Genomic DNA, 17608 nt, shown 5'->3' on the forward strand with positions numbered 1-17608 from the left:
TCAGTCGCGGCGGCTTGCTGACATACCGGGCTTAGAAGTCCAGGCTCAGCGCCAGGCTCACGCCCTGCTGCAGGTCGTCGTCGCTGCGGTGCGCGCTGTAGCCGCCACGCAGCGAGAGTTCCGGGGTCAGCTTCCGGGCGAAGCCCAGGGTCGCGCGCTGCAGGTGGCTCTGCGGGGTGTAGCCCTGCAGGGTGAAGCCGTTGGCCGGCAGGCTGGTGAAGGCCATCCCGATGTTCTGGGTGTCGTCGGCGTATTCACGCTCCACCGCGACTTCGCCGAACAGTTGGGTCCGCTCGCTGAGCGCGTACTTGCCCTGCAGGCCGGCGCCGAGACGGCGGGAGTAGCGCTTCTGCTCGTCGAACGACAGCGAGGTGGAAGCGTTGCCCTCGTCGTAGCCGTCGACCTTTACCCGCGCCCAGTCGGCGCTGACGAAGGGCGACAGGTGCCAGCCCTCGCCGCCCTGGGCGATGTCGTAGCCGATCCGGCCGCTGAAGGCGAGCAGGTTGCCGTTGGTGTCGCCCTTCTCCTCGACGGTGCGCGGGCCGATGGCGAACTTGCGGTTGGCCTCGTCGTAGTCGAGGTAGCCGCCGGTCACCGCGGCATCGCCCCACCAGCGATCCTGCTGGTACTGCACGAAGAGGCTGCCCAGGTAGCTGTTGAGCTTGTAGTCGGAATCCTCGGCGCCGGCCTCCAGTTTCTGCCGGTAGAAACCGGCGGCGATGCCGGCGCGCCAGGCGTCGTCCAGGCGCAGCGAGCCACCCAGGGTCAGGTTGTAGCCGAAGCCGTCGCCGCTGGCGGCGCTGTCCTGGTCGTCGTAGTCCAGGTGCTGGCCGCCGCCGGTGACGAAGCCACGCCACTGGCCGACGCCCTGCCAGTTCTCCCAGTCGGCCAGCCACTGGCTGCGCAGCTCGTCCTGGTAGGCGCGCAGGGTGCCGTGGGCCATTTCCGGCAGCAGGGTGGCCTCCCAGGGCGCGGACAGCACCGAGTAGGCGTAATCGGCGATCAGCGTCTGGCCGGCGATGGTCGGGTGCACGCCATCGTTGAAGATCAGCTTGGTCGGGTCGGGGCTGCTGCCGTGGCGGCCGTAGACCGGGTTTTCCGGGCAGCTGTTGCCACTGAAGCAGGTGCCCACCAGGTTCTGTCCGGTGGCCAGGCCATAGGCGCCGGGATCGGCCAGCACTTCCTGGAGCATCAGCGGGATGTTCAGCGGGATCACGTTGGCGCCGCTGCTGGCCAACTGGCTGACCAGCTCTTCGTTGAAGATGCCGCTGAGCTGGGTGCCGAAGCTCTGCAGGACGGTGCCGTTGGTGGCCGGGGTAAGGCCCAGGTCGGGCAGCAGCCAGACCATGATGTAGCGCGCGCCGGCCTGGCTCAGGGCCTGGGCGCTGTCCACCAGGCGCCCGGCGGCGGCGCGGGCGGAGGGATCGTCGGTGATGCGGAACTGCAGGAAGTCGTTGCCGCCGCCGGTGAGGTAGTAGAGCGCGTTGGGGTCGGCGAGGCGGCCGACCAGGTAGCCGTCGCGGGTGCGCGTCTGGCCGTTGGCGCTGACCACCGAGCCGCCGGCGGCGGTGATGGAGTCGTAGATCTGGTCGGTGCGGTAGCCGCCCACCGCCCAGTTGTTGCCATCCGGCAGGCCTTCGGCGGCGTTCACCAGCGAGGTCGAGGGGCCGAGGTCGCCGGCGGCGACGCCCAGCTTGCCGCCGAGGATCATCGCCGCGGTGGGCCCGAAGACCTCGCCGCTGCCGTCCAGATAGGTCGGTCCCACGCGGTTGGTGAAGCGGGTGGAGGCGCCGGCGGGGCCGTCGGCGTCGGGGAACTGGCCGGCGTCGCTGAGGCTATCGCCGAACACCACCAGGGTCGAATACGGGGAAGGTGACGCCAGGGCCTGACCGGCGATGCCGAGCAGGCAGGCGGCGGCCAGGGGTGAAAGCACCTGTTTGATCATGCGGCTGACTCCATGCTTTTTCTTATAGGTAGAGTGCAACGCCGTTAACAGTATCAGAACAATCGCGCAGAGTAGCGTTCTTGACGCATTTCCCTACATAAGCTGGCGTAATTTCTCCATTTCCCGGTATTTGCTCATTGGCCGGCGCGCTGCCCGCGCAACAGGCTGAAGGCCATGCCGCCCAGCAGCAGCACCCCGCCCAGCAGTACGGCCCACAGGCCGATGCGCTTCCAATTGCCGTCGCCGGCGCTGGCGGCTTCCGCCGGGGCGGCCTGCAGGGCACCGTCCAGGCTGGCCTGGCCGACCTGGGCCGGCTTGTCCGGCTGGTAGCCGGGGATCAGCACGCTCAGCGGCAGGCTGGCGGAGGTGGCGTCGCGCTTGCCGAGGGCCAGTTGGTAGGGCGCGCTGCCGCGCACCAGGAACACCAGCTCGCGGGCACGCATGGCCACCCGCAGGCTCGGCGCCGTGTCGCCCAGGCCGGTGCCGCGCGCGTCGGTGACCAGGCGCAGCTGACGCACCGGCTGGCCGGCCAGCAGCAGTTCGTCCTGGCGCACCTGGCGGCCGTCCACCGGCAGGTCGTAGAGCACCCCGCGGGCCAGCGGGTACCAGTCGTCCCGGCTGCCCTGCCCGGTTGCCTTGCGCGCGGACAGCGCCACCGGCGCCATCAGGTGCTGCGCCGCAGTGCCCAGCTCGAAGCGCACCCGCTCCAGCGGCAGCGCCTGGGGCAGGTCCCAGCGGTAGCTGCCGTCCGCCTCGCGGCGCCCGGCGATGGGCTCGGACCACACCAGCGGCGTGCTCGCGGCCTGGTCGGTGCGGCCCAGCAGGCGCGCGCCCTTGAGCGTCACCGCCGTGTTGCCGGCCGGCCAGGACAGGCGCAGGTAGCGCGCTTTCTGCCCGGGCAGGGCCACCTCGCTGACGTCCATGCGCTCGCCGTTGAAGCTCAGGCGGGCTAGCTGGCCGTCGCCCCAGTTGCGCCAGTGCTGCAGGTCGTCGCTGGCCTCGATGCGGAAATGCTGGAAGCCCTCGGCCTCGCTGCTCCAGTCCAGGGCCAGGCGTTCGAAGGGGAAGTCGGCGTCGCCGGTGTCCAGCAGCCAGCCGCTGCGCCGCTCGCCCGTTGGCGCGGGCGCCGCGTCGGGCAGCACTTCCACCAGCGTGCCGGTGGTGCTGCGCTGGATGCGCAGGCCGGCCTGGCGGCCGGGGTCGGCTTCGGCGCCGTACAGCGGGAACAACCGGGCCGCGGACTCATGGGCGGTGCTGCTGCCCTGCGCCGCCACCGCGCTCAGCGCGTAGGGCAACGCCTCGCCCTCCTTGTCGAACACCCGCAGGTCGCGCAGGTCCGCATGGGCAGCAGCCAGCTGCACGCTCATCGGCACCTGCAGGCGGTACCAGGGGCCTTCGCCCTGCAGGTGCAGGGGCGCCTGCTGCGGGTAGTCGGCGGGGGTTTCCGCGGCCTGGGCCAGCCCGGCGGCCAGGCAGAGAATGAGGGAAGCCAGCTTCATGCGGGGGGTTGCTCCTGTTGCCCGGCCGCCCGGTGCGGCGGCAGCGGGGCGAAATAGCCGACGACCAGCAGCAGCACGCCGACGCCGATGAAAGAAACGATGCGCTCCAGGCTGCCGCTGTTGCCCAGCTCGACGAAGAACAGCTTGACCACCACCACGCCGATCAGCGCCGCGCCGACCATCCACAGGTCGCGCCGGCCGCGCAGGTGGCCGCCGACCATCAGGCCCAGGGCGATCAGCGTCCAGACGATGGACAGCCCGGCCTGCACCAGCATCGACTCGCGCAGCGGCTCCAGGGCGAAGGGCACACCGCCCCAGTGGTGCGCGGTGCGGCACACGGCCAGGGTCAGCAGGGCGAACAGCGAGGCGCCCAGCAGCGCCTGGGCCGGCAGGCGCACCTGTTCGCCGGCAAGGCCCAGTTGCGGCAGGCCCTCGCGGCTCCACTGGAACACCGCCGCCAGCACGATCAGCATGCCCAGCTCCAGCGGGTTGAGCAGCGGCAGGTAGGGCAACGGTTGCGCCGCGCCGTCGCTGACAAGGTTGACCAGCCAGAACCAGCCGAGCAGCGCCAGCGCCACCGGCGCCGCGGCCAGGGCGCGGTATTCGCGAGGGAAGGCCGATACCGGCCAGGGCAGCGTGCGGCGCGCGCCCATGAGGATTAGGTAGAGGCTCGGCACCAGCGCCCAGCCCAGCCAGCGCCAGGCGTTGTAGTGCTCGGCCAGGGCGAGGAACAGGTAGCGCAGTTGCAGCGCCAGCACCGCGAGCAACAGCCAGCAGCCGAGCACGTGGGCTCCGCGCAGGGGCAGCGCCGGCAGCAGCGGTTCCAGGCGCCTGAGCGACCAGAAGTGCGCCACGAACAACGCGCCCCAGCCCAGCCAGCCGAGCTCGCCCAGCGGCTGGTATTCCGGCTGCCAGGCACTGGCCAGCGCCAGGACGCCCGCCGGCGCCAGGGCCAGGCAGGCGAGCGCCAGGGCCCGCCACTGCTCGCGGCGGGCAACGAAGGCCCAGAGCACCACGCTGACGGCCGCCACCAGCAGGGCGACATGCTCGCGCCGTGGCGCCGGGACGAAGCGGGCGATCTCGCACAGCGCGGTCAGCGCCCACCAGCCCGCGCCCCAGGCCAGCAGCAACTGCGACAGCCGTTCCAGGGTCAGCGCCCCCAATTGCAGCGCCTGCCCGCCCTGCCCCGCCCGGTGCAGGCGCCAGGCGCCGACCAGCGCCGCCAGGGCCAGCACCGCCGGACACCAGAAGCCGCTGTGGGCCAGGGGCGTCAGGCCCTCGCCGGAGAGCCCGGCGAACAATGACGAGCCGCCGAACAACAGCGCCGCGCCGCCCAGCACCTGCAGCAGCAGGCCGAACACGAAGCTCGCGCGCTGCTGCAAGGCCAGGCTCAGCCAGAGGATCAGCAGGCCGCTTCCGGCCCATACCGCCGCGGCGCTGCGCCAGGGCAGGACGAACAGCACCGCCAGGTTGACGAAGGCCAGGCCGGCCAGCAGCACCGCGCTGAGGCCGAGCATCAGCCGGCGGTCGTCGCGCACCAGCGGGTCGCGCGCGGCGAGGATCATCCCGGCGATCAGCGCCAGGCCGATCAGGCTGGCGCCGAACAGGCCGGTCCAGCCGCTGCCGAGCACCCCGGCGCCGCCGTCGGCCGCCCGCAGGTCGGCGAGGAACAGCGCGCCGCCGAGCAACTGCACGGCGAAGGCGCAGAACAGGAAGGTCCGCGAACCCAGGCGCAGCCCGGCGAACACCGTGGCCAGGCCAGCCAGGGCCCAAGCCATGGCGGTGCCCGGCACGGCGAAGCACAGCGGCGCGATCAGATAGAGGAAGGCCAGGCCGCAGGTCGCCAGCAGCGGCTGGCAGCGCGGTTCCCAGGGCCAGAGGCCGGCGTCGCCGTGGCGGCGCAGCTGCCAGTAGCTGAACAACAGCGCCACGCCGAACATCAACGCCCCCAGCGGCGCGCCGTCCAGCAGCTTATCCACACCCAGCTGCAAGCCCATCAGGAAGGCGATGGCCGCGCCCACCTGCAGCAGCAGCGCGAACATCCGCGCCAGCCGCCGCCCCTGGCGCAAGCCCAGCCAGTAGATGCCGGCGCCCTCCACGGCCCAGGCCGCCGAGGTCCAGCGCGCGTCCAGGCCCAGCGGGATGGCCAGGCTGCCGAACACCACGCCCAGCGCCAGGCAGGCTTCCACCAGCAGCAGGGCGCGGCCGGCGGTGCGCCCGGCCAGCAGGCGCGCCAGGCCCATGTAGAACAGCCCCAGCGCCAGCGCGCTGAACGCCGGGCCGAATTCCAGGTGGCGGATCAGCGCGTACTGCAGGCCGAAGCCGATCAGCGGCGCGCCGAACAGCACCGTGCCATCGACATAGTCGGTCTGCCGCAGCGACCAGCGCAGCGTCTCGTCGCGCCCGGCGCCCTCCTCCAGCCCGGCGGCCTCGCGCAGGCGGCGGCGGGCGAAGAGCAGGCCGATGGCCACGTACATCAGGAAGAACAGCAGCAGGAACGGCTCGGTGCTGGCGAACAGCTCCGGCGTATAGGAGCGCAGCCCCCAGGCGAAACCGATGCCGAAGGTGCCGAAGAAGCCGATCAGGTTGAGCAGGCGCCAGGCGCGGAACCAGGCGATGGCGAAGATGCCGGCGTTGAGCAGGGCGAAGTAGCTGAACAGGGCGACGTGGTTGCCGGCGCCGGTGGAAGTCAGGATGGGCGCGGCGAAACCGCCCAGGGCCGCCGCGGCGGCCAGGCCGAGGGCATCCTGCAGTACCGCCAGCACGGCGGAGAACACCGTCACCGCCACCAGCAGGCCAAGGGCCTGGCCGGGCGTCAGCAGGGGATGCAGGCGCATGGCGGCGAACACCGTCAGGTACAGCACCGCGATGCCGGTGCCCTGCAGCAGCAGGCCGTAGGTCGCGCGCTTGTGCCGCAGCCACCAGCCCAGGGCCAGCAGGGCGATGGCGGCGGCGGCCACGCCCATGTAGCGCAGCTCGACGGGGACAACCACGCGCTCGGAGGCGTAGCGCAGCAGGAAGGCCAGGCCGAGGAACAGCAGCAGCACGCCGACGCGCAGCACGGTATTGCCGCCGAACAGCCAGTCGCGCGCGGCACCGAAGGCACGGTCGAACCAGGACGGGCCGGACGGTACAGTCGGTTCGGCCTCCCAGGCAGAGGCTTCGCGCGCCGCAGGGGCTTCGACGACGGACGGGGTCGGTGCCGGCGGCGGCTCCTGGGGCTGCAACGACCAGTCAGGCGCAGCGCTGGTCGCGGCAGGCGCCTGCGCTTCGGGCAGCTCGATCTCCCATTCCAGCTCCGGCTCAGGCGCGGCGACGGCTTCCGGCGCAACGACGGGCTCCGCCGGCTCGGTGGGCGGCACAAGCGCTACGGCCCCGCCCTGCTCCAGGCGCAGCAGGCGCTGGTATAACGCCTCGGTACCCGCCTCGAACCGCTCGGCGAACTGCTCCAGCTGCCGGCGCAACGCCGCGTTCTGCCGCTGCAGGCCATGCAGCGCCAGCGCCTGGCCGAACAGCAGCCCCAGCCCGGCGCCCACCAGGCCATCGGCGATTGACTCGTCCCAGGCGGTGCCCAGCACCAGGCCGATCAGCATGAAGATCCATTGCATGCATTCACATCCTTGAAGGGAAACGCACCCATCCAGCGGCGCGCAAGGCTCCGAGTATATCGCCCCACGCGGCGCAGGCACCCTGATTCCACAGGATATGACGCCAGCGCCAGGCCGCCAGCCACAGACAAAGCACAAGGAACGGCAGGCACCAGCAGCATCGGCTGGGCACGGGCGTCGGGCCCGGGCAGATCGGCAAGGGTCATGAAGCGCCTCCTTGTCCGAGACGCGTGCCTCCTGTCGATACGGCTCCCCGCTTTCTTGCCGTCTCCGATTGACAGCCTTGGGGTAGCGCCCTAACGTGGCTCGGCCGCCCAACAGGGCGGCTCGGGATTGGCGTCCCGATGGGTTAGGAAGGCGCGAAAGCTGAGCTTGGCGCCTGGCATGGCTGCACCCGCGTTATGGGCGGGCCGTGCGGGGCATCTTCGGATGCGCCGGTCCTAATCCCGGTACGCCAACCTGTACGGTCCGCCCTCCCTGATTGGCGTCAGGAAGCGGAAACCCATTCGATTAGGAAACAAGCCCATGAACCTTACAGCCCAAGTGCTACCCCATCCCCTGACAAGCACCGCCCCATCGGAGCTCTACGACGCCGCGCAATCCCGCCAGGCGGCCCTGGTCAACCTGCTGCGCCTGCTGGCCGGCGCGCCGGACCTGGGCGCGCCCACCGAGGAAGTGCTGGACGGCACCTTCAGCGCGCTGGAATACCTGGCGGCCGACGCCGAGCGGCTGTACGCCGCCGCCGAGCAACGCACCCGACCGTAGGGCGCATAACGCGAAGCGTTATCCGCCGTTGCCGGATGACGCTTCGCTCCGCGACCCGCGCAGTTTCGGATCTAGAGCAGAAAGATGAATCCGTCTCTCTGCTCCCTGCTGGTCATTTACGTTCCTTGGCCACGCTACCCAAACTGGCATCCTTGACCAGGTAACGGCCCTCGGTATCGCCAAGCAGCACCAGGTTGTTGCGCGCCATCAGCATCCCGACTTCCACTTCCTGCTTGATGAACACCACTTCGCCGGCCCGCACCTCGAAAGACAGGTCCGCCCAGTTTTCCGCCTTGGAACTGATGGTGTGCTTGCCTGGCTCGACGTAGAAATAGATGTACTGATTGCCACGGTTGTAGCCCATCTCCGAGGCGTCTTCGCGGTCATCCAGGAACACGTTGAAACGCACCAGGCCACCGGCGTTGCTCGGCCGCACCACATAAACCAGCCCCTGGTCGGCAGTGGCAGCCTTGGGCAACTCGTACCCGGCAACTTCCGCCTGCATTTTCTCCATCGACGGAGCCGAGGCGCAGCCATAGATAAGCGCGATACTGGCCAGCGCAAGCAGTTTGAGCATTCTCACAACGACTTCTCCCTTTCCATATGGTTGTAGCCGCCGCCCTTTCTTCCAGAGGCAACGGCAGTGCCTGCCTTTGCCAATGCCGGCGCGTCGAAAGATCGACTCGGCAGTGATGGCAAAAGGCCAAAAACTTTACCCTGAATGCCGCCTGGAAGGCCACCTGAAAGACTCGATCGGACTCTAACGAAGGAGGGTTTTCTCCTGCACTCTAATCCTGCCCAGGCAGTCGGCTTTAGAACAGGAAAAATAAATCCGCCCCTTCTCGCCTCATCAACCAACACCACAAAAAAATAACAAACACCCTTCCCGGCACTTACCACCAATCCCTGTCATAGCCATTAAAAGCAAACATTAACAAGTACACACCAAGGGCGAATACCCCCACCAGAAACCTAACTTCCTTTGGATGATTATTTTCGACTGCCCCTCCAGGCGCCAGATAAATAACTCTATCTGCTAAATAGCAGTAAAACCCCCAGCCAAAAAAAGCCTGACCAGTTACGACCACCCCAAAGCTATTCCATTCACCAATAAACCTTAAAGAATTTCCGATACCGCCCAAAACCAACAGAGCAAGTACAGCTAATCTATACCTCTTCAAAAGTCTCAAAAATCTCATTCAAGGATCTCTCCTCAAGAACCAGAGATAGAAAATTTACACCCGTTATCCTAAGCCCACCTATTGATAAGACCTAGGTGAGAAAATCGAAAAAACAGAAAATCACCTACTACACTCCAACCCTACATAACCAGTCAGCTTTAGAGCAGGAGAAATAAATCCGTCCCCTTTCGCCCTCAATTCCAGAAGGGTAATACTCATCTAAAAACCATTAATAAATGGCACAAACCACACCCAAAAACATACAAACCAACATGAACACAAATCGTCCGATCTGATCGGAGCCTGCATCGCCGGAGAATCTCATGTACAGATGAGGACCATACATTGTCATATCATATAAATAAGCAAATACATTAGACAGAAAAATACATTGCAAGGCTATCCTTATCGCCCCATCGAGAGCAGTGTTCGCCACCAGCCCGCTCAAGACAAACATAAACATCGAAAGCATGAATAATAAGCTTATCTTAACTCCGCCACCGAGCCTATTAATCAAAATAATACTGCTCACCCCTCCTCTTCAGAGACGATCTCACTAAACTGTCTATTGTGATTTGCTGGCGACCCAAAAGAGCCAGTACAACCATCCAAGCACCGACCTAACCCAGAATCAACTCTCTACCCAACAAATCTATCCATCCCCTCAGCCCAGTAATAGTTTGACGGACCACATCCGCACAAACAGAACAGCAAACCACAAATAGTTGACAACCAAGTTACTTCTTGAACAGCACTCTCAGAATTGCTAACCATTACTCAATTACATGTTCCCGGACAAGCAAGATCAATACATCGGAACATAGCAAGACTCCATATTATTAGTTTCATATCTCCATGACCTTATTAAACCATCCCTCTCCACATAAATGGAGTACTTACACTCTCCATGCCAAGTTATATAGTATCTTCTCCCTCCCCCCTCAACCTCAACTCTATCGAAACTCTTATTCTTATTCGAAGGAGACCAAAAATAGTTATAGTGCCTGTAATAAGACTCTCCCACCATTCCATTCATCCCATCAACCCACATGGAGCGAGTAGAACACCCAAGAATGAAAAAGAAAAAAAACAAAATCCAAAATTTACTTCTCATCTCCCCTCCTAGCCAACTCAACCAACTCCTTATATTTATAGTAAATAGCCCCATAATTAACAATAATAGCCGGCGGCATACTTCCAATATTTTCTAAAATAGACATATCCGCCCCTTTCATTGCCTCAAGATTTATCATCCATCCATCATGTAATGTCGCAAAAGCGTTAAATCCGGGGACAGAATTTAAAGAGTCACTAACAAAGGTTCCATGACACACTGAGTAAACCGCACTGCAAGCTTCAAGTGTCGGCCAATTCAATCCTATATTTTTACCTTCTCGCATCCCACCATCAAAGTACACCTGCGGCACAAAGCCACCATCTAAAGATTCAAATTTTGGATTCTCCCTGTCCACGCCTGGCCTAACGTCCGGAGCTCGTCCAACCGAATATTGGTATAACTCCATCAGCGCCCCTGTAGCAGCAATACTCAGCCACGTATCCTTGTCGTTCCCATTAAGGATGCCTTTTAGTGCAGTATTGGCAGCATAAGCCTTGATCCGATCTCCATAGCTGATCAGTTTGTAGTTCCCCTCGGCAGTCAACTCCCTACCCCAGCCCTCCGTATAGCCAGCGCCGAATCCTGCGATGAGTGCCGCAGCGGCAAAACCTTTCAGGCTGTCCTCACTGGTGATGTCCTTGAGTGTTTGCCCCAGATCGCCCTTGTTCCCAACAAAACTGGCAGCCCCAGTTCCAGCGACAGAAGAAATAGCAGTCGCTGCCATGGCGTTCCCCCAACCTGCGGCAGCAGTGCCAACTGCAGCACCAGCCTCAACCATGGCGGCACTACCTGCAGCCGCCATCGTAGTTCCAGAACCGGCCCCAGCTCCTGCGGCCGAACCCATTGCGCCGGTCGCAGCGCCGTAAGTTGCAGCAGCAACGATGATGGCAATGGCAATTGCAGCTCCAGTACCAATGCCCGAGCTGCTGTAGCTGAAGGAGTCATGCACCTCCTGCACTCGCCGCCAATCCACATCCCCCCGCGCCTCGGCCTCTTTCAGCCAGGCCAGGTCGGGATCGGCCTGCACCATGGCATCGATGGTCTGCCCGACGCTCTGCTGGTCGATGTGCTTGATGTCGATCTTCAGGCCTTCCACGGCCTTGATCGCCAGTTCGCCCTGGGCGATCAGCTGGCTCTGGCGCAGGGTCTCGTCGGTCTGGCCCTTGCCCTTGGCGGACTGCCAGGCCAGGTTGCCCTTGCTCTTTTCGTGGCTTTCCTGGTGCAGGTCCTTGACCGCTTCGAAGGTCACGCTGCCGCCGCTGAGGAGGGTGATGTCGTTGCCGCTTTCGAGCTTCGCGCCCTGGTATTTCTGGTCGCCGCCGCTGAGCAGGGTGATGTCGGCGCCGGCGCTGATCTGGCTGCCCACCGCCTTCACGTCGGTGACTTCGTCGCGCTGGGTCTTCTTGCTGCCGAAGCCGCCCTTTTTCTCCTCGCTGTACAGGGAGTAGTCGCTGTCGTAGCCCGCCAGCAGTTCCAGTTTGTCGCCGGCCACCAGGTAGGCTTCGTTGCCCGCGCTGATCTGGCTGGCCACCAGGGTGAGGTTCTGCCCCGCGCTGACGACCACGTCCCCGCCCGCGCTCAGGCTGCTGCCCTGCTGCCGCACCTGGTCGGCCTGCTGCTCGACCTTCTTGCCGCCGCCCTTGTACTTCGTCTGGCTGTGCTCTTCGTTCGCCGCCGAGGCGAGGGTGACGTCGCGGCCGGCGCCCAGGACGATGTCGCCCTTGGCGTCGATGTGGCTGGCGATGACACTGAGGTCGCGGCCGGCGCTGGCATCGAGGTTGCCGCCGACGCTGATGTCGCTGGCGTGCTGGGTGGTGCTGGCGAGGCTGCCCTGCATGCGCCGGCTCTGGAAATCGGCGCTGTCGGTTTCCCCGGCAGCCTCCAGGCGCAGGTCGCGCCCGGCCTGCAGGTGGGCGTCGCCGCCGGCCTGGATCGCGCTGCCGACGCTGAGCAGGTCGCGTCCGGCGTTGATCGCCAGGTTGCCGCTGGCTTCGATGCGGGCGGCGGCGTTGGCGATTTCCTTGTGGATGCGGTCGTTGCCGGCGCTCAGGTCGAGGGTGGTGATGCTGCGTTCGTTGATCACGTCGCCGGTCAGCGCGGTGAGGCTGACGTCGCGCCCCTTGAGGATGCCGCCGGCGGTGTTGCGGATGCTCTCGGTGGCCAGCAGGTCGAGGCGCTTGCCCGCTTCGATCAGGCCGCTGTTGCCGATGTTCGCCGCGCTGGCGCTTAGGTCGCCGCTGGCGCGCAGGGTGCCGGCGTTGTTCAGTGCGCCGCCGCTGATCAGGCTCAGGTTCTGGCCCTGGATCAGCGCGCCGTTGGGCGCCAGGCGGTTGTCGGCCTGGGCCAGGTAGAGCACCGGCACCAGTACCTTTTCGCCGTTCACCACGGCCTCTTCCAGCCAGACGATGTCGTGGGTCAGCGCCGCCACCTGTTCGGCGGTCAGGCCCACGCCTACCGTCAGCTTGAGGCTGTCCCTGTAGGCGATGGCGTTGTCCATCAGGTACTTGAACAGCGCCTCGTCGCTGGCCATGCCATCGATGAAGCGCTGGCCGGTGCGGGCCACCACCGCCTGCTGGATCAGGCGCTGTTCGTAGAGGCCGTCGCCCAGGCGTTTCTGCGCCTGGTCCGGGTCGTAGCCGAGCAGGCCCAGCAGGTAGTCGGAGCCGAGGAAGCTCTTCAGGCTGGTCAGCTCGGGATTGGTCTCGATCAGGTACTTGTGGCTGTTGCCGGGCGCGGCGTTGTCCGGCACGCCCTGGACGCGGGAAAGCCCCTGGCCGAGGCCGGCGAGATCGGGCCCGTTCCGGGCGCCGGCGCTGCCGTCCTCGCCACTCAAGCGGAACAGGCCGTTACCGCCGCCGGGCAGGCTGAAGCCGGGAAGCTCCAGTGGGTTGACCTGCTGCTGCGCCAGGTCCGGCGGCAGCTGCGAGGTGATGGCGAACTGGCCGGTGGCGGCGCCGGTGGCCGTGCTCACGTCGCGCGGGTCGATGCTCTGGGCGCCGGCGTCGCGGCGCACCACGCTGTTGTCGAACTGCTCGCTGGCGATGATGCTGACGTTGCCCGCGGCCTGGATCACCGCGCTGGCCGCCGGGGCGCCGGACACCTGCACCTCGGAGATCATGAGGGTGTGGAAGTTGTGCTCCGGGTAGCCGCCGGACTCCAGCACCTGCTGGCGGCTCAGGGCGCCGGGGTCGTAGTCCGGCGAGTTGGGGTCGTTGTAGCGGTTGTAGAGCTCCTGGTTGCTGCGGAACGCCCAGTAGTAGGCGTCGGTGCGGGTGTAGAAGGCCCCGTCCAGGTGCCGCTCCACGCCGCCGGCCGCGCCCTGGTTGCGGAAGCTGGCGGCCTGGATGTCGATGTCGCCGCCCGAGGCGATGCTGCTGTAGAGGTTGGCGAAGGCGCCGCCGCGGAAGACGAAGTCGCCGCCGGCGGTGATCGTCGCCTGGGGCGAGTCCTGGGTGATGACGTCCTCGTAGCGCTCCCAGGACTGGAAGCGGAATTCGCAGCCCTTGCCGTCGCACACATCGTCGGCGTACATGCGGATGTTGCCGGCGACGATGCGCTGGCCGATGCGGAAGTCGTCGCCACGGCGGTTGTCGAAGTCCTGCGCCAGCAGGGTCAGGGCGCCGGCGCTTTCGATGCTGCCGGAGACGTTCTCGACCTTGGCCGCCCAGCCGTTCTGGTCGTTGGCGGCGATGTGCAGGTTGCCGAGGCTGTAGAGGTCGCCGGCGCGGTTGCTGAGGGTGCCGACCCGCAGCGCCATGTCGCCGCCGCTGAACAGCAGCCCGCCCTGGTTGAGCAGGTTGCCGGCCTCCACGCGCAGCCCGGCGGCGCTGCCGAGGCTGCCGAAGTTGTCGAGACTGGCGACGCGCACGCCGAGGTCGCCGGCGGAGCTGATGCGGCCGTGGTTGCTCAGGCCGTTGGCGGTGACGCTGGCCGCGCTGCCGCCGGCGATGCTGGCGGCGGCGCCGAGTTCGACCTGCCTCGCCCCAAGGCTCAGGTCGCCCAGGCTGGTGAGGCGCCCGGCGCCAGCGTAGGTGCCGCTCAGGTTCAGGTTCAGGCCGGCATCGCTGGCGATCAGCCCGTCGTTGCGCCAGTGGCCGCCGCTGCCGTCAAGGCCCTGCACGGCCAGCAGCTGGCCGTCGCTGCCGAGCTGCAGGCGGTCGACGTTGAGGGTGAGCTGGCGGGCCTGCAGGCTGCTGTTCAGGGTCCAGTCCGGCGCGTCGATGTCCAGCGCGGCCTGGGTGATGAAGTGGCCGCCGGCCTGGCCGAGTTGCCCCAGGTCGACGAGGAACTGGCCGTTGCCGGCGTGCAACACGGTGCCGCCGGCGTTGTGCAGGGCGCCGCCGCTCAGTTGCAGGGTGTCGGCGGCGGTTTCCAGGGTGCCCTGGCGATTGTCTAGCAGGCCGCGGGTGACGATCCGCGTGCTGCCGCTCTGGCCCAGGGCGCGCAGGCGGCCCTGGGCGTTGCTCAGGCTGGCGGCGTCGAGGCTCAGCCAGTCGCCGGCTTCGATCAGGCCGCCGTCGTTGTTCAGGGCGCCCAGCAGGCTGAAGTCGATGCCTTTCGCGCCGACCTTGCCGTTGCCGTTGAGGAAGTCGCCGGCGGCGAGGGTCAGCTGGTTGCCGGCGTAGAGACCACCGTCGCGGTTGTCCAGGGCTGCGCTGCCGCTGTCGACCTTGGCCTGGCCGGCAGTGGCGGCGAGATGCCCCTGGCGGTTGCCGATGCCGCCGCTGGCCTGGGCGTCCAGGTCCACGCCCTGGGCCACGCCAGCGTCGTTGCCGAAGTAGCCGGTGACGATCCTGAGCAGGCCCTGGGCGACATTGAGGATGCCGCCGCTGTTGTCGGTGCTCGCGGCGCCCAGGTCGAGCTTGCCGCCATCGCTCTGGATGCGGCCCCGGGCATTGTTCAGCGCACCGCTCAGGGCGAGGCTGGCGTCGCCCTGGCTGGAAACCTGCCCCTGCTGGTTGTCGAGGCCGGCGGCGCGCAGGCTGAGGCTGTCGCCGCTGTGGACGAGGCCGTCGTTGCCGTTGAGCAGGCGGCCGCCGAGCGCCTCGATGCGCAACGCGCCCTGGCTGGCCAGGGTGCCGCGGTCGCGGTTGTCCAGGCCGCCCTGGCCGAGGATCAGCTCGAGGGTGGACTGGCTGGACAGCTGGCCGCCACGGTTGTCCAGACTGGCGGCCTTGAGCAGCAGGCCGGCGCCGCTACTCAGGCGGGCGTTGTTGGCGTTGATGAGCGCGCCGCTCAGCGTCGCCTCCAGGGCCCCCTGGCTGAGCAGTTGGCCACCGCTGTTGTCCAGGCTGCGGCCCTTGAGCAGCAGGCTGCCGGCGCTGATCTGCCCACCCTGGTTGAGCAGCCGGGTGGCGGCGTGGCTGAAGTCGAGCCGGCGCTGGGCGTCGATCAGGCCGGCGTCGCGGTTGTCGAGGGTGTCGGCGATGGCGAGTTCGACGTTGCCCTCGGCGGAGACGATGCCGCCGCGGTTGTCCAGGCTGGCCGCGCTGATCCGCTGGTCCCCCTGGCTGACCAGGGCGCCTTGGCTGGCGTTGTTCAGTGCGCCGGCGAGGCTGACGGCGAGCGCGCCGGCCTTGCTGGAGAGGGTGCCGCCCTGGCTGTTGTCCAGGCTGCCGCCGCCGACGCTCAGCCCCTGCCAGCCGGACAGCAGGCCCAGGCCGGCGTTGAGCAGCCGGTCGGCCTGCAGGTCGAGCCGTCCGGCGCTGATGATGCGGCCGCTGTCGCGGTTGTCCAGCAGCCGGGCGCCGAGGGCGAAGCTCTGCTGGCTGGAGATTTCGCCGCCACGGTTATCCACCGTGCCCAGTTGCTTGAAACTCAGGGTGCCGGCGCTGAGCAGCCCGCCCTGGCTGTTGTCCAGGTCGCCGCCCTGCAGGTCGAGGCCGAGCGCGCCGTTGCCCAGCAGGCGCCCGCCGCGCAGGCTCAGTTGCCGGGTGCGGATGTCGGCATCGGCCTGGGTGGAGATTTCGCCCCGGCTGGCGTCGATGTGCTGCGCCGCCAGCGTGAGGTTGCCGGCGCTGTGGATGAGGCCGTCGGCGCTGTTGTCCAGCTTGCCGGCGAGGTTGGCGTGCAGGGTGCCGCGACTGGTGAGGGTGCCCTGGCCGCTGTTGTCGAGGCTGGCCAGGTCCAGGCGCAGGCTCTGTTCGGCGGCGAACAGGCCGAGGCGGTTGTCCAGGGCGCCGCCGCTGATGTGGATGTGCTGGCCGCCGATCTGGCCGTTGCGGTTGTCGAGCACGGTGGCGCGGGCCTGCAGCTGGCGCGTGGCGATCAGGCTGCCGCTGTTGCGCAGGCTCTGCGCGTCGATCGCCACGTCGCCGCGGGCATTGCGGCTGTTGTCGGCATTGACGCCGGCCTCGATCACGCCGCTGTTGCTGAGCTGGTTCGCCTTCAGTTCGATGGACGAGCCCGCCGCCAGGCTCTGCGCATTGCTCAGCGCCCCGCTGGCCTGCACGCTGGCGCTGCCCCCGGCATAGGCGGAGCCGTTCAGCGCCACGTCCTGGCCCTTCAGGGCGATGTCACCGCTGGCCGAAGCCTGGGCCAGTTGCAGCTTGCCGTTGGCATCGATGCGGATGTCGCCGGCGCTGGCCGCCATGTTGCCGGCCAGTTTCACCCCCACGCCCTGTTCGGTGCCGACCAGGCGGATGGTGTTGGCGTACATGCCGCCCAGGGCGGAGCTGTCGATGGCCAGTTGCGGCTTGGCGCTGCCGTCGTCGGGCTTGGCGGTGGCGGCGAGACTTTCCGCATCCACCGTGTTGCGCCCGGCCACCACGGTGAGCTGCCTGGCGTACAGGTCGGCGTTGAGCTTGGCGCTGCGGGTGATCAGCTCGAACTGGTCGATATTGCTGGCGTTGAGTCCGGCGCCTTCGATGGCGATTTCGCCGCCATCCACGTCGTAGCCCTGCAGGCGTTCGCCGGCCAGGATCGGCTTGCCGGTGGTGAGGGTGGCGCGCGGGGTGTTGATGAAGCCGCAGCCGTTGCAGGTGATGCCGTGGGGATTGGCGACTATGACGTGGGCGCCCTGCCCGGCCACTTCGGTGTAGCCCTTGAGCTGCGAGGGATTGGCCCCGGTGACTTCGTTGAGGATCTTCTGCGCCGCCTGGCCCTTGAGGTTGGGGTTGCCGATGATGATTCCGCCCAGCTGGGTGCTGGCGGTCTTGCCGGTGGCGTTGTTGAGGATCAGGCCCTGCTGGCCGACGTTGTAGTCGCTGAATTTATTGTGCGAGAGACCGCTGCCGTTGGGCGTGGCGATGTTGACGATGGGTACGCCGTTGCCCGCCGCGCCGATCTGCGTGTTGCCACCGGCGGCCGCATCCACCGCCAGTTGCGCGGCGGCTGCGACTATCGGATTGAGGAACAGAAGGCCGGCCAGGGCGCTGGCGATGGCCTGATAGAAGGGGCGACGGATGTCCATATCGGGGGCTCGCGCGGGGTAATCGTTGACCCGGCGGACTCTATTCCCCTACTCGGCGTGAGGCCTTGAGGAGTTCCAGCCT

7 protein-coding genes are annotated in these 17608 nt (G+C 66.7%); 1 reads left to right on the forward strand and 6 read right to left on the reverse strand.

Going from position 1 to position 17608, the window contains the following annotated elements; genetic code table 11:
• Nucleotides 1-31 precede the first annotated feature (31 nt).
• The 3 genes from estP to PcP3B5_RS28495 form a co-directional block, all read right to left on the reverse strand.
• On the reverse strand, nt 32-1945 hold the full coding sequence (estP, locus tag PcP3B5_RS28485; RefSeq protein WP_061563021.1) for an esterase EstP: 1914 nt from the start codon (nt 1943-1945) through the stop codon (nt 32-34).
• 134 nt (nt 1946-2079) lie between these two features.
• Nucleotides 2080-3444, reverse strand: coding sequence for a DUF3999 domain-containing protein (locus tag PcP3B5_RS28490; RefSeq protein WP_061563022.1), 1365 nt, complete (start codon nt 3442-3444; stop codon nt 2080-2082).
• The gene (locus PcP3B5_RS28495; protein ID WP_061563023.1) at nt 3441-7052 is read right to left on the reverse strand and encodes a DUF2339 domain-containing protein; all 3612 of its coding nucleotides are present in this window, start codon (nt 7050-7052) and stop codon (nt 3441-3443) included. Before PcP3B5_RS28495 ends, PcP3B5_RS28490 begins: the two co-directional genes overlap by 4 nt.
• 525 nt (nt 7053-7577) lie before the next feature.
• Between PcP3B5_RS28495 and PcP3B5_RS28500 the strand changes: the two genes are divergently transcribed.
• Complete coding sequence (locus tag PcP3B5_RS28500; protein ID WP_061563024.1) at nt 7578-7817, forward strand: hypothetical protein; 240 nt, start codon at nt 7578-7580, stop codon at nt 7815-7817.
• 112 nt (nt 7818-7929) lie between these two features.
• On the opposite strand, the gene PcP3B5_RS28505 is transcribed toward PcP3B5_RS28500, so the two are convergent.
• The 3 genes from PcP3B5_RS28505 to PcP3B5_RS28515 form a co-directional block, all read right to left on the reverse strand.
• Complete coding sequence (locus tag PcP3B5_RS28505; protein WP_024128065.1) at nt 7930-8322, reverse strand: DUF2846 domain-containing protein; 393 nt, start codon at nt 8320-8322, stop codon at nt 7930-7932.
• Between the two features lie 388 nt (nt 8323-8710).
• Complete coding sequence (locus PcP3B5_RS31760; RefSeq protein ID WP_145923958.1) at nt 8711-9016, reverse strand: hypothetical protein; 306 nt, start codon at nt 9014-9016, stop codon at nt 8711-8713.
• A 1085-nt stretch (nt 9017-10101) separates the two neighbouring features.
• Entirely contained in the window at nt 10102-17526 is a 7425-nt protein-coding gene (locus tag PcP3B5_RS28515) for a two-partner secretion domain-containing protein (RefSeq protein WP_061563026.1), read from the reverse strand.
• Nucleotides 17527-17608: the final 82 nt, after the last annotated feature.

Source organism: Pseudomonas citronellolis (assembly GCF_001586155.1).
GTDB lineage: Bacteria > Pseudomonadota > Gammaproteobacteria > Pseudomonadales > Pseudomonadaceae > Pseudomonas > Pseudomonas citronellolis.